Raw genomic sequence first — 13235 nt, 5'->3', positions numbered from 1 at the left:
AGTTTCCCCCCTTTGTAAGGGGGGATTAAGGGGGGGGTAAAAGCAGAAATTTATGCTAAATAGGATACTTCTCAAATAAGCTCTAAAGCACGATAAATCAGAAACAACTAGCGAGGAGTTCCTTGTCTTGCATTGCGGCGCTCTTTCCGTTGTTGCTGCATTTGTTCAAGTTGTTGCTTCTGTTCAGGAGTCAATACACTCTGTACTTGTGACTTGGTATCTTGCATGATCGCTTTTAACTGTTGCTTTTGAGCATCGGTTAGGTTCAGCGACTTACGGACACCCTTGCGATCGCCAGACTGACGAGCTTGTTCCATAATTGCGCGTTGTTCAGGAGTGAATACACTTTGACGGCGCGTTTTGGCATTCTCATGAATGGTCTTGATTTGGGCTTTCTGAGCATCGGTCAAGTTTAGCTTTTTCCAGCCTTCACCTTGATGAGGCTTGCGTTTTGCGGTACTGGTTGTAGTTGGGCTTTGAGTAGAATCTTGTGCCGAAACAATGCTAGGAATTGTTGCTGCGCCAACTGCCATACTTACACAGGTGATCGCTAAAACTTTTTTGATATCACGAAACATTTGTTTTTCCCCTTTCTGGAAGGCTTAATTATCTGTACGAGGGTTTGGACAAGCGTGGTGATCAAAAGGTTCAAAAGAAATTTAAAAAAGCCCTGTGCGTAATTTAGCCAGCACAACCTCTTAAAATTACGCCGATAACTATGCCGATGCCGACAAAACGAACGACTTGCCAGAAAGATTCATGTAAACTGCTCCATGAAATCAGCCGACTTTCTAGATCCGCTTCGATTTGTTCGAGGCGATCGCTAATTTGCTGGAGTTGTTGCTGTAGAGATTCTTGGAGAGGATTTGATAGCGACTGTCCAGTACTTGAGTTCGGCTTGCGGCGAATTTTGGAATTCTTATTTCTCCGAGGGCGATCTCCAGCAATTTCTTGAATTTGCGATCTGATTTGTTCCTGTTGTGCTTGCAGTTCCTGCTTTTCTTGCAGGTCGCGACGAACCTGATGCAGGCGTTGCTCGATTTCTTCTAAGGATTCTCTAGTTTCTTGGAGTTGAGTTTCAAGATCGCTCCAATCAGAAATTTCTGTCACAACATCAATGTAGTAAATGGCAAGTAAAGGATGGTAAGTAGCTAAGCCTTAAATTCTAGAAGCCTTTGCCCCATGCCTAGCGGTTGGTCAAGGCTCTGATTTTAGATTTTAACTATGCTGAACTACTTAACATCTTTAACTAAGTTGAATTTTACAGCGATTCGCACTCAGGCGTATAGGAATTTTCATTTTGCTAAATAGGTAAGGAGGGGCGGCGCAAAGCACCGCCCCTCCTTTTGCCTTAGGAAAAATGAAAATCGGGCTTTAAAGACATAGAGGCTTGGTGCGATTGGCAGCAACCCAACCTTCGATTGGAGTAGAAATTTGTAGCCAGCCTTGCTTTTCAACCTTAACCGTGATTTGTATGCCATTATCGAGAGTCCCCACGATCGCATAGTCTTTGCCTGCACCTGTGCGGACATTAATGGGTGGGTTGGGGTCAGAAATTATGCGTTTACTATAGTCACACTTAGCTTCTTGGAGATTATTAGAGCTAGGATTTGATAAGTTTACATTTCGACTGTTACGAGCTTGAAAATCACGAATATATGTAACATTCTTGATCTCAATCGGTGTTAGGAGATCTTCAGGAAATTGGTTGGGTTGGTATGTGGGGTTATACCAAGGCTGTTTACTAAAATAGGCTTGCAATTCAGGATCTTGAAAGCGACGACCATACCTCGCAAACACTTCATTACGCATGATGTCTAGCTCAAATGCACTCTTATTGATCAAATCCTGATCGGCAATCTCCCGTTCTGACAAAAACAAATATTGGGGACTAGGGGAAATAGCACTGATATTGACTTCACTTTTTGGGGTAGGTGATGGACGGAAGAAGATAACTGCACCCGTAGCCATAATTCCTGATACTAAGGCGATCGCCCCAATTACTAGCCAATTTTTGGGCTTGGATGGCAGATGATCTCTGGGGGCAACGGTTGGTTTCACCTCATCGCTCAACCTCGCGATCGCCGTTAAATCTTGAGTATTTGTTGAAGTACTGATTTGAATAGGTTTAGATAGAATGGTTGGTGCGATTGGTATATACAAATTTTGGATATCTGCTAATGCTTCGGCAGCAGACTGGTAGCGATCGCGAAAGTCATATTTTACGAGTTTGGTGATTACTCTCGCCAACTCATCACTAATCTGGGTGCGATATTTTGTCGCTGCATAGGGGGGAGATTGTCGCCATGCCAGTTCACCTGTCTCCATGTCTTCTGACAATAAACTGGGGGGAACTCCTGTCAAACCTTGGATCGCGATTACTCCTACGGCATAGAGATCGCTACAGGGGCGGGGCTTGCCGATCGCTTGCTCGTTGGGCATATAGCCATCAGTGCCAATCGCCACCGTCGAAGCGATCACCGTTGCCGTCTCCACTTGTTTGACTGCCCCAAAATCAATCAGAACTAATTTGCCATCGGATCGCCGCCGCATTAAATTCGCAGGTTTAATATCACGATGAATAGCTCCCTGTTGATGTACAAAAACTAAAATTTCTAGTACATCTAATAAAAAAGCGATCGCCTGTGCTTCATTCATTCGCCCCACAGGATAACCATCTTCCGAGCGTTCTGTGGCGATTAATTCATTGGTCAGTTCATAGCCATCAATTAACTCTTGGACTAGATAAAATTCATGGGCTTCTTCAAAATGAGCCAGCAATCGCGGAATGCGATCATGACTGCCTAACTTGTGTAGAATTCGCGCTTCTGACTCAAAAAGACGACTCGCAATTTGCAAGATATTGGCATCGCTAGTTGCAGGTTTTAAGCGTTTGACTACACATTTGGGATGATCGGGTAGTTGCAGGTCTTTAGCTAAAAATGTTTGTCCAAACCCTCCACTGCCAAGGTTTTGGATGATTTGATATCGCTGACTAATTACAGTATCAATCATGCAGTTTTGTATGAGTCCACAATGCAACCTTACAATGCTTTGCCCTAAAGCACCAGAGCTATATTTGATTGATAATGTCTATGCCTAAACATAGCGCGATCGCTCGATTCTTAATGCTTCAGTAGCCCTTTGAGCTTCGATCGCTACCTGTGATAGGCAAGCATAAATCAACACCACATAATTAGCTCTCACCGCCGATTCAAGCTGGCGACATTGATAGGATAGGGGCAATGCACCGATATAGTCACTACTTGAGCGCAATGTATTCAATATTTGCAATAGGCGTGGATGATCATTGAGGGCGATTGCCTTGTCAATGGCTTGCACCAGCTTTGGAGTTTCTTCTAAATAGCTATCAATTACATTTAACAAGAAATTGATGCCCTTACTGTCATTACCTGCGATCGCTAAAATCGTTTCCATAAATTGCGGTTCTATGGCAGGGTCGCGCTCTTCGTCGTAAATATCAGGTCTTGAGGTTTCTAAATCCGCTTGAGAAAGTTTCTCTTGATCTGATGGAGCTAACTCTTCTGGTCTCTCATCTACATCTTTTATTTCTTCCTTCTCCTGTCCTATTGCTAGAGTGCTAATTTCTACCTCAGATGTTGATTCATTTCCGTGTTCTGTATTATTTTCGGCAATATTGTCTGCAATCGATTCTTCCTCAATATTTTCTGTTGACTCTATCGCAGGAGATTCGGTCGCTTCTAGTTCCGTAGATAAGGAAGTTTTGGTTTCTATAGTTTCTGCAATATCTACTGCAACATCTTCAGATTCCAATTCAATTTCTGAGGCGATCGGTTCCTGCTCAGGTTGGGCTAATCCATCTGATGTTGCTGCAATCTCAGAATTTGCATCTGACTCAGTCTGATCTTTACTACTGCTTGTCTCGCATGGCTCTGTTGCGATCGCCTCCTGCTCAGAGTCATCTACCTTACTTTCTACATCCAAGGCTCTTGGTGCGACTAGAGCTTCTAGAGCCAATGGTTCTAGGTCTGAGACTTCTGCAACTAGTTGTGATTCGTTAGTGATTGGTTCCAATGGCTCTGGGTCGATCGCTTCTTGTTGATTGGAATCTATTTCAACATTGGCAGGAGATGGTAAATTTAGAATTTCTGGCTCAACTATTTTCTCTGCGTCAAGACTCTTGATCTCAAAGGTTTCTAAAACTTCAGATTCCTTCTCACTTACTTCTTCAGATTTAACAACAGTTATCTCCTCTTCAGGTTGCTTTTCAGGCTCATCTGTGGTTTCAGCCTCGTTAACAATTATCTCTTCGCATTGAGACTCCTCTGTCTCAGATTTAGATATATTTTCTGTTTCAATAGTCTCTTCAGATTCATTGATTTCTTTAGCCTCGTTAACAATTACCTCTTCAGGTTCATTGATTTCTTTGATCTCATGAACAATTACCTCTCCAGTCTCAATTCTTCTGAACTCTGATGCACTTTCAGCTATTTGAGTCTCTTCAGTATCAGTAGTATTCTCTTGAACAGTCTCCAAGCATTCTTCATCTCTAGTTAACTCTTCTGCTTCAACTGGATGAGAAATGAGCGTTGCTTGCTCATCTGTATTTGCAGTTTCTTCTTCTGGTTCAATATCTTCAATATCTTCAGGTTCTCCAGAGTCCTCATTTGATGATGGCTTGATATCCTGAATCAAAAATAAGCGTGGCAGACCATTCTGAGATATTGCAATATATTCAGAATCGACAATCTCATCTTCATCAACAATGTCTTCTACGTCTTCGATATCTGCTTCTGATTCACCAATCTCTTCGTCCAAATCTTGATCTACTAGATGTTCTAATGGGCTAATAGGCTCAAAATGATCTTCTTCTAAATCTTTCTGATCATCCTCCTCTAAATCATCACTGTTATTCTCAAGCTCTTCTGTCGTTACATCTTGGGAGAACATCGTGACGAGCGGTTCATCTATATTTGAGATTAAAGAACTTGGCGCTTCAGCAATTAGCGGTTGAGTTTCACTCTCGATAATTTCGGCAACTGTTTTTTGTAAACCATCTAGTTCAACTTTTAGAGTTTCCAGATCTTCGGCTAAGGCTTGAGACTGTTGCCGTAGATTGGCTAAAGAGATGGCAATCCCAATCTGAGCCGCAACTAGGGAGAGAGAAGTGCGATCGCTTTCTGACCAAACATGATAAGCAGTGCCATGAAAAGCAACTAATGTCCCCCATGCGTCATGTCCTGCATAAATTTTGTTTGCGGTATAGGAGGATATGCCAATCTGTTCAAGCAATGTGATGATATGCGAAGATAAGCTCGAACTACGGATACTGTCAACGATCTGGGGAGATTGTTCCGTTTGCATAGAATCAATCATATGCCGCGCTAATAGAAGTTGTCTTTCGGGCATATCTGCAATAGATACCATCCCTGAGGCGATCGCATCAGTAACAAACTCACCACGCCCATCGGGATAACGGCGAAAAATGGCGACTCGATCAACTTGGAGGAGTTTCTGTGCGACTTGGACAGCTACCTGTAAAACTAGCTCTAAGGAGGGCGATCGCTGAATGGCATCGGCAAGTTGGGCGAGTGCTTTTTCTCTAGCAATAATATTGCTAAAAGCATTGGCGGTCTCCGTTTCCGTATCTGGCACGGACATGAGCTTTTTGTATCGTTCTTCCCAGCTCAGTTGATGAACACGTTCCTGCTGCACCAAAATTGCTTTGAGTCGTTCATAGGCAGCGCGATCGCGGCATAGGTGGCGAATTTGATCTAAGAGGGTAGAATCCATGTTTGCAAACGACTATCCTCGATAGTATTCCAGCATTTTCTAGATAAGGTCAGATAGTTGATACCTAACCTAGACAATGGATTTTAACTAACTTGATTTCGCGATCGCATGAGACACAAAGCGTAACTTTAGATCGGATTTTGTTTTTGCCGTAAGGCTTGTCTATGCGAGTTTTGACTGTAAAAACAAGTTAAGATCGTATTTTGTTTGCAAATCGACTTTAAGTTAAAAAATATGGTGCGCTATACGCTTGCCCAGAGTCCTGAAGTTGTCTTGACGGTTGCTGGCAAAGATTCGCCAAAAGCACGCGACAAGGCAATGGCAGAACTGATTGAATTAATGGACTCAGGCAAACTCGATACCGATCTTGCCGATGGCTTTAGTCCCGACCAATTTATCGAAGTGAGAGAACTTTCCATGTCTGAAGATCGTGAAGATCCCATTACCCAAGCTGTACAAATCCTCAATAATCTTGCAACCCTCAAAATCAAGGTTCAAGAATTGCGCTCTGATGCGATGCAGGTGCGATCGCAAATTGACATTTTGTTTAGCGATGAAATTGTCTCTGAGGAACAAATCAATAGCATTAAGGAAGGTTTTAAAACCCTCAAAAACTTTGCTCAGCTTAATATGAAGTTTCTCGATGCGCGATCGCAAGCTGAGAATGCCCGTCAAGTCCTCGATGAAGCGCTCAAGTCTCCCAACTCCGAAGCTAAAGCTCCCGAAGTTGTGACTGAAGTTGCTGCACCTGTAGAAAGTGAGACTAATGCTAATGAAGCTGATGACACGGAAGTTACTAGTGAGTCTGTGACAGAAGTTGACAATGCGATCGTGGAAGTACCCGTAAGCAAATCCACCAAGAAAAAATAACCTCAAAAAAAGCAGTATTTCGTGCTGCTTTTTTGTTTTTGTAAATTGATCTAGTTGTTAGGATAGGCGGTGCAAAGCGCCGTTTATCCTAACAAGTTTAAATTATTTGTATAAACTCTTTGCAGTATGGCTGATTTATCTGATCGCCTATTGATGACCTATGAAGAATATCTCGCTTGGGAATCAACCCAAGAAATGCGCCATGAATTTTGTGATGGTGAAGTTATCGCTATGGCTGGCGGTAGCCGTAACCATAATCGAGTCTCACTCAATTTTTCTAAAATCTTAGATAATGCACTAGCTGATCGCTCCTGCGAAGTTTACATTGCTGATGTTAAGGTGCAGGTACAGCCAAGACACAAATATTTTTATCCTGATGTTGTGGTTACTTGCGATGAACGCGATCGCTACGATGCCCAAGTAGTTAGTTTTCCTTGTCTAATTATCGAAGTTATCTCACCTTCGACCGAAGGATTTGATCGCGGCTTTAAGTTTTCGCAATATCGCAGTTTCGAGACTTTGCAAGAGTATGTTTTAGTGCAAGTCGAACAGCCAATTGTGGAAGTGTTTCAGCGTAATGATCAGGGGCAATGGGTGTTTTTTGAGTATGGAATAGGTGATCGGCTATTCCTTAAATCGGTCAATGTCGAAATAGCAGTAAGCGATATATATCGACAAATTCAATTTGAGGAAAAGCCTGAAGATTAGAAAATAAGCAAAGCTTATTTTCTAAATTATGTGACACGAGCAAGAATAATAAATCCAGCCGTCATGCCAATTAGATTTGGCATCCATGCGGCGGCGAGGGGTGAGAGAACCTCAACTTGTCCGAGTGCGCCACAGATAAACAGCAGTAAGTAATAGCCAAAAATAATTAACACACTCAAGCCAAAACCAAGGGCTGCCCCAGTACGTTGGGGGCGCATTCCCAAAGATGCCCCAACGATCGCAAATACGACACAGATAAAGGGCAGTGCATACTTTTGCTCCAGTCTGACCTCTAGCTTACGGATCTCTTTGGTATTGCCAGATTGTTGTAGCAACTCAATATTGCGACGAATATCGCTAATATTCATTTCTTCGGTACTGCGTTGCTCTTGGGCTAAATCTAGGGGAGCGCGAGGAAGTTTAAGGTTTTGATCATCAAAGCGGAGAATACTGCGATAGTTGCCATCTGCTCCGACTAGATAGGTTGTGCCTTTACTAAATTTCCAGACATTTTGATCGGGCAGCCAAACTGCGGACTCCGCAGATAAAATTTGCTGAAGTTGTCCTTGCGAAAAATCTAAAACCGTTAACCCGCGCATTTCCTTGCCATCAAAGTTACGGGCATAAAAACTACGAACTAAGCCCTGCCTAGTTGTGCCATCTTCTTGCGGCACTTCCCCATATTGTTGATAGATAATATCTTGCTTTTTAAACTGAAGATTTTCTTGGTTGAGGGCAGCTCTTAAGGTACTTCGTGACTGCCAGTTTGCCGCAGGGACGATCGCTTCATTAAACACATAGGTCATTCCTGTAACAAATAGGCTTAGCACCAACGCAGGTAAGACTAGGCGATAGGTACTAACTCCACAGCTACGTAAAGCCGTAGTCTCGCCATCTCCAGACATACGGCTATAGGAGAGCAATGTTGCGAGTAACATTGACATTGGAAACGAATACACCATGAATCCGGGGACTTGGTATCCAAAAATCTGGAAGGCTGTCCAAATACTTAGTCCCGAATCTGTGATCAGGCGGATTAGTTCAAATAGTGATCCGATCGCTAAAATCACCGAGGAAAATGCCCCCACCCCGAATAAAAATGGGGTTAACATCTGGGTGAATAGGTAACGATCCATGATCGATAGTTTCGGTAGCCATCCCTGCGACACGTTTGTAACTTTTTTCCTCGGCTGCGTCGTTTGTAAGGTTGCCATTTCTGAATTATGACTCTATTCGAGATTACAGGTTTTTGGGTCGATTTTATTTTTTCATCCCTATGGAGGATGGAAAAATATCATTAAAAATGAAATTTTTCGCCAAGATAGTATTTGCGAACATCGGGATCGTTAGCTAATTCTCGGCTAGAACCATCGGCAAATACTTCACCATCACGCATGATATAAGCCCGATCCGTAATTGTCAGTGTTTCGCGAACATTATGGTCGGTGATCAAAACCCCCATATTGCGATCGCGCAAATTGCTAATAATGGTCTGAATTTCGCTAACAGCGATCGGGTCAATCCCCGCAAAAGGCTCATCCAGCAAAATAAATTTTGGTCCCTCTTCGCCAACAGCCAAAGCCCTAGCAATTTCTGTGCGGCGACGTTCTCCCCCAGACACTTGGATTCCCATTGTATCTGCAATCTTGGTCAAGCGAAACTCTTCTAATAAAGTGCGTAGACGGTGTGGGCGTTTTGATTTTGGTACATGGGATTGCTGCATTACTAAGAGGATATTGTCTCGCACCGAGAGCTGCCGAAAAATCGTTGCTTCCTGTGCCAGATATGCCATCCCTAGCCTAGCTCTTTGATGAATCGGTAAGCGAGTAATGTCTCGCTGGTCAAGCCATACACTGCCACTATCAGGTTGTACCAGTCCTGTCGCCATATAAAACGAGGTGGTCTTGCCAGCACCATTCGGTCCCAGCAGTCCAACGATTTCTCCCTGTTTGACGGTAAGGCTTACTTGCTGAACAACTTGCCTACCGTTGTAGTTTTTACTAACGTTGTCAAGGGTGATTTGCATTACTCAATGTCATTACTCATATGTTTTGGAAGTGATGTTGGAGATTCGCACCCCTCAGTATTACTGAATTATGGGAATCATCAAATTCTTGTAACTTTCTTGTAACTTTAAGTCTTACCATTTATGGTTTTGCTGGTAACTTCTCAGACGTATTTTCTAGAGTTGGTGGGCTGACTTGTTGCTTTTTAAAGGCAGGTTTGATTTGGGTGACAGGGGAGGCAGAAGTTGCAGGCGTACTGGTTGCGTCACGATCTGGGACAACATAAATGGTTTCTACCTGCTGATTATTGGGGGGAGAAGCGACAAATTTACCTTCGCTGACAAGATAGGTAATGGTTTGAGCTTTGATGCTATTGACTCCTTCCTGCGTGACAATCACATTGCCCGTCAAAACTACGCGCTGTTCCTTAGAAAAATACTGTGCTTGCTCGGCGATCGCATCGATCTGTCGGGCAGGATAACTCATTTTTACATTGCCTGTTGCTGTGACTACGCCAGTAATCGAGTTAGCCTCTTGGACATCGGCACGGATAGTGAGTGCTGTATTCACCGACTGGGCTTGTGTTGGTGGCAACGAGCTAGTGGCGATCGCCAAAAGCGGCAACACAATTAGGAATAACTTACTAATTGCTAATGTTCGCTTAGTTTTTCCTTTTTCTTTTTTCCCTTGAAATTTTTCTTTCCCTTGAAAAAGTGAAGTGATTGATGTCTTCATAGATTTTGCACCTTGGCTTCATACAAATTTACAATAGCGGCGACCACTTCTTCTATGGTTAGACCATCTGTGTCAACTAAAGTTGCATCCTCGGCTTGAACTAGCGGAGATGAATCACGGGTGGAGTCTTTGCGATCGCGTTCGGCAATTTCCTGCTCAAGAGTCGCGAGATCGGGGGCAACCTGACCTTGGGCAATTAAATCAGCGTGACGACGTTTAGCACGTTCCTTGGCTGAGGCTGTCAAAAATATCTTGACTTCCGCATCGGGAAATACATGGGTTCCGATATCCCGACCTTCCATTACCACCCCACCAGACTGTCCAATGAGCTGCTGTTGCTTGACTAAAATTTCACGCACAGGGGCTTGAGCTGCGATGGTAGACACATTAGCGGTGACTTCGGGGGTGCGAATCTCGGTAGTGATATCTTCGCCATTGAGGAGTACCTGCATTGGTTGCCCTGCGATCGGATTGGCAAATAGTTGAATCTTTGATTTGGCGGCGATGTCTTGAATTTTGTCGTGATCACGTAAGTCAATGCCTTCACGTAATACTGCTAGGGTGACACTGCGATACATTGCGCCCGTGTCTAAAAATAATAAACCTAGTTTGTTGGCAACTTGTTTGGTAACCGTAGATTTGCCCGCACCTGCGGGACCATCGATCGCAATGATCGGCTTTCGAGGGGTGATTGTGTGGCTCAGCAAAATGTTATCGATTAAGCGTGTATTTCCAATTCGAGCGGCGATCGCTAGCATTAACTCTGCTTCAGACGTAATTTGACTGCATGGTTGCAAGGTCTTAGCATCGACTAATTCAATATACTCTAGGTTGATCTCAGGTAGCTTGGCTAAATAATTATGGGCAACTTCAAGGATTTGTGATGCGGAACAAATTTCATGGCATAGGAAAAACTGCTGTTTGGCTTGTTGCAAACTTTGATAAATATGTGCCGCCAAAATGCGATCGTTTGCTGATAAATATTGATTGCGAGAGCTATAGGCTAATCCACTAGGTTCACGCACCGTTGGGCAGCCAATCACTTCCACAGGTATATTTAAATCATTGACCAGTTGCCGAATAATGGCAAGTTGCTGACCATCTTTGTTGCCAAAGTAAGCTCGATCGGGTTGAACAACATTTAAGAGCTTAGTCACGATGGTGGCTACACCTTGAAAATGTCCAATGCGCGATCGCCCACAGAGAATATCGGTCATTCCTAATGGTGGGATTACCTGAGTCACTTGGGTATTGTTTACGCCCATTTCAACAGCATTGGGCGCAAAAATTGCATCAACTCCTGCGGTTTCGCAGATTTGTAAGTCTTGGTCTAAGGTTCTTGGATATCTCTCAAAATCCTCACCTACGCCAAATTGGAGAGGATTTACAAAAATGCTGACAACCACACAAGCATTTTCTGTGCGAGCGCGATCAATCAGGCTCAAATGCCCAATATGTAAAGCACCCATTGTTGGTACAAGTCCTATGGTAACTTGCCCCAGCAATTGTTTTGATTTCTGAGCATGTAAATAATCGCGCAGAGAAGCGATCGTACTAAATATCTGTGTCAAGTACTCACCTCAATGAAACCACCATAAAAAGCATAGCCGCCTCCTGTAGGAAGTGACTATAGCTTTTTACATGTGATTTTTAATTTACAGCGCTTTGCGCTTTCTCGAAACTCAGATAAATTTTGAAAAAGCTTGCTTCGCAAGCTTTTTCAAAATTTATCTGTATTACACAAACCCTAAATAGGCTGTATGGATTGGAATGCTTTTAGTAAACCGTGAAAATTAAGCAATGCAGTTGATTAGCTTAGGGTTTCACAATTTAAGATTTTTATCTAGAGAGAACTTCGAGTCTCACTGGTGCAACGCCAGAAGAAATTAAGCCAATCATATTGGCGGCAGCAGTAGAAACATCAATTACGCGACCATGGGCATAGGGCCCACGATCATTGATGCGTACCACAACCGACTGACCATTATCCATATTCACAACCCGCACCAAAGTGCCAAAAGGCAAACTAGGATGGGCAGCAGTTAGATCACTAGCATTAAACAATTCGCCACTAGCACTGTAGTTGCCATCAAATCCAGGTCCATACCAAGAAGCCATGCCAGACATGACTCCCACGATACGATTGTTTATGGTCTGGCTGAAAACAGATCTTGTCGCAACTCCAGATTTAGGAGCATTGACAACTTCGGAAACAGGGGTTGCGCCACCAAGCAAGCGTCGCAGTAAATTGGCTGATTCCAAAACATCTTCAGACTTGTTTTGTTGAGAATCAGGGAAAAGGGCTTGTTGATCAAATTTCAAAGTAGCGCGATCGCCAAACTTGATTACATAATCACCATTTTTCCAAGCGGGAATAATCTGACTTGCATCTAACCCATCGCGATTAAGTTGGTTAATCATAGCAGCGGCGGCAGTGGCACGCTCGATGGGGTTAGGAGAGGTGAGGAGATACTCAGGGTTATCGTTTGTTGACTTTACTGATTTAGTAGAATTACTAGACTCAGTCTTAGAGTTCTGAAACTCATTAGATGGCAACTTAATTAACTCAGCATTCTTTTTGGTTTCGCCCTTAACTTCGCTTTTGTTCTTAGATAAGTTTGATTCGTCAGTCTGATCTATGGATGGTTTTGATGACTCTGAATTAGATGGATTCTCAGATTCAATATAAGTAACTACAGGAATGCCTCGAACATATACGGTTGCGGCATTTTTGCCATTCAATTTGTGCGTATATATTTTGGCGATCGCCTCATTTTGAGTTCTGGTTAACGATTGCGATCTGGTTTCCCCGATTTTGAGAGTATTAGATTGTGGCAAGGAGGTAGATGTATCAGTAGCTTTGACTTCTGATTGAGTTCCTGTTTGTGCCTGTGCGCCATGGCTAGCGAGACTTGAGATGATAGCAAGAGCTACGACTGAGGTAGAGAGAGTATAGCTCCAGTTCCAATTAAGCATAGGTAAAGCAGAATATGAAGATAAACGACTGAAATTACAAGTGGATACTTTCTTGAATAAGCTTGTATGCGACTTACTGACAAGCTTAATTCAGAAAAATGTTTTTGCAATTTGGGAACAAAGTACTAACGTTTTTGTTCTTGTCGTTCAGATTAACATGGTTAT

The 13235-nt window shown here is 43.1% G+C and carries 11 protein-coding genes; 2 read left to right on the top strand and 9 right to left on the bottom strand.

The window, feature by feature from the left end:
• Positions 1-107: 107 nt before the first annotated feature.
• The 4 genes from NMG48_RS00525 to NMG48_RS00510 form a co-directional block, all read right to left on the bottom strand.
• Positions 108-578 carry a Spy/CpxP family protein refolding chaperone gene (locus NMG48_RS00525; RefSeq protein WP_271253537.1) on the bottom strand — a complete coding sequence of 157 codons (471 nt, stop codon included), beginning with the start codon at positions 576-578 and terminating at the stop codon, positions 108-110.
• Positions 579-681: 103 nt separating this feature from the next.
• The gene (locus NMG48_RS00520; protein WP_271253536.1) at positions 682-1110 is read right to left on the bottom strand and encodes a hypothetical protein; all 429 of its coding nucleotides are present in this window, start codon (positions 1108-1110) and stop codon (positions 682-684) included.
• Between the two features lie 264 nt (positions 1111-1374).
• The gene (locus NMG48_RS00515; protein ID WP_271253535.1) at positions 1375-3015 is read right to left on the bottom strand and encodes a protein kinase domain-containing protein; all 1641 of its coding nucleotides are present in this window, start codon (positions 3013-3015) and stop codon (positions 1375-1377) included.
• Positions 3016-3099: 84 nt separating this feature from the next.
• Complete coding sequence (locus NMG48_RS00510) at positions 3100-5775, bottom strand: GAF domain-containing protein (RefSeq protein ID WP_271253534.1); 2676 nt, start codon at positions 5773-5775, stop codon at positions 3100-3102.
• Positions 5776-6009: 234 nt separating this feature from the next.
• On the opposite strand from NMG48_RS00510, the gene NMG48_RS00505 reads away from it, so the two are divergent.
• Both NMG48_RS00505 and NMG48_RS00500 read left to right on the top strand, forming a co-directional pair.
• The gene (locus NMG48_RS00505; protein ID WP_271253533.1) at positions 6010-6645 is read left to right on the top strand and encodes a hypothetical protein; all 636 of its coding nucleotides are present in this window, start codon (positions 6010-6012) and stop codon (positions 6643-6645) included.
• A gap of 126 nt (positions 6646-6771) precedes the next feature.
• On the top strand, positions 6772-7353 hold the full coding sequence (locus NMG48_RS00500) for a Uma2 family endonuclease (protein WP_271253532.1): 582 nt from the start codon (positions 6772-6774) through the stop codon (positions 7351-7353).
• A 26-nt stretch (positions 7354-7379) separates the two neighbouring features.
• Here NMG48_RS00500 and NMG48_RS00495 read toward each other — a convergent pair whose 3' ends face one another.
• The 5 genes from NMG48_RS00495 to NMG48_RS00475 form a co-directional block, all read right to left on the bottom strand.
• The gene (locus tag NMG48_RS00495) at positions 7380-8567 is read right to left on the bottom strand and encodes an LptF/LptG family permease (protein ID WP_126386114.1); all 1188 of its coding nucleotides are present in this window, start codon (positions 8565-8567) and stop codon (positions 7380-7382) included.
• Between the two features lie 83 nt (positions 8568-8650).
• The gene (gene lptB / locus NMG48_RS00490; protein ID WP_271253531.1) at positions 8651-9379 is read right to left on the bottom strand and encodes an LPS export ABC transporter ATP-binding protein; all 729 of its coding nucleotides are present in this window, start codon (positions 9377-9379) and stop codon (positions 8651-8653) included.
• A 121-nt stretch (positions 9380-9500) separates the two neighbouring features.
• Complete coding sequence (locus NMG48_RS00485) at positions 9501-10094, bottom strand: LptA/OstA family protein (protein ID WP_271253530.1); 594 nt, start codon at positions 10092-10094, stop codon at positions 9501-9503.
• Complete coding sequence (locus NMG48_RS00480; RefSeq protein ID WP_271253529.1) at positions 10091-11665, bottom strand: bifunctional pantoate--beta-alanine ligase/(d)CMP kinase; 1575 nt, start codon at positions 11663-11665, stop codon at positions 10091-10093. The genes NMG48_RS00485 and NMG48_RS00480 overlap by 4 nt, the downstream gene beginning before the upstream one ends.
• 268 nt (positions 11666-11933) lie before the next feature.
• Positions 11934-13070 carry a septal ring lytic transglycosylase RlpA family protein gene (locus tag NMG48_RS00475; RefSeq protein WP_271253528.1) on the bottom strand — a complete coding sequence of 379 codons (1137 nt, stop codon included), beginning with the start codon at positions 13068-13070 and terminating at the stop codon, positions 11934-11936.
• Positions 13071-13235: the final 165 nt, after the last annotated feature.

Origin of the sequence: Pseudanabaena sp. Chao 1811 (genome assembly GCF_027942295.1) — a bacterium.
Lineage (GTDB): Bacteria > Cyanobacteriota > Cyanobacteriia > Pseudanabaenales > Pseudanabaenaceae > Pseudanabaena.
Note: the sequence above shows the minus strand (reverse complement) of the source record. Positions and strands in the feature narration are given on the sequence as shown.

Excerpts from the sequence above, each read along its gene's own strand:
- NMG48_RS00505 (WP_271253533.1), top strand. The coding sequence starts at position 6,010 with ATGGTGCGCTATACGCTTGCCCAGAGTCCTGAAGTTGTCTTGACGGTT.
- NMG48_RS00495 (WP_126386114.1), bottom strand. The coding sequence starts at position 8,567 with ATGGCAACCTTACAAACGACGCAGCCGAGGAAAAAAGTTACAAACGTG.
- NMG48_RS00510 (WP_271253534.1), bottom strand. The coding sequence starts at position 5,775 with ATGGATTCTACCCTCTTAGATCAAATTCGCCACCTATGCCGCGATCGC.
- NMG48_RS00515 (WP_271253535.1), bottom strand. The coding sequence starts at position 3,015 with ATGATTGATACTGTAATTAGTCAGCGATATCAAATCATCCAAAACCTT.
- NMG48_RS00525 (WP_271253537.1), bottom strand. The coding sequence starts at position 578 with ATGTTTCGTGATATCAAAAAAGTTTTAGCGATCACCTGTGTAAGTATG.
- NMG48_RS00475 (WP_271253528.1), bottom strand. The coding sequence starts at position 13,070 with ATGCTTAATTGGAACTGGAGCTATACTCTCTCTACCTCAGTCGTAGCT.
- NMG48_RS00500 (WP_271253532.1), top strand. The coding sequence starts at position 6,772 with ATGGCTGATTTATCTGATCGCCTATTGATGACCTATGAAGAATATCTC.
- NMG48_RS00485 (WP_271253530.1), bottom strand. The coding sequence starts at position 10,094 with ATGAAGACATCAATCACTTCACTTTTTCAAGGGAAAGAAAAATTTCAA.
- lptB (WP_271253531.1), bottom strand. The coding sequence starts at position 9,379 with ATGCAAATCACCCTTGACAACGTTAGTAAAAACTACAACGGTAGGCAA.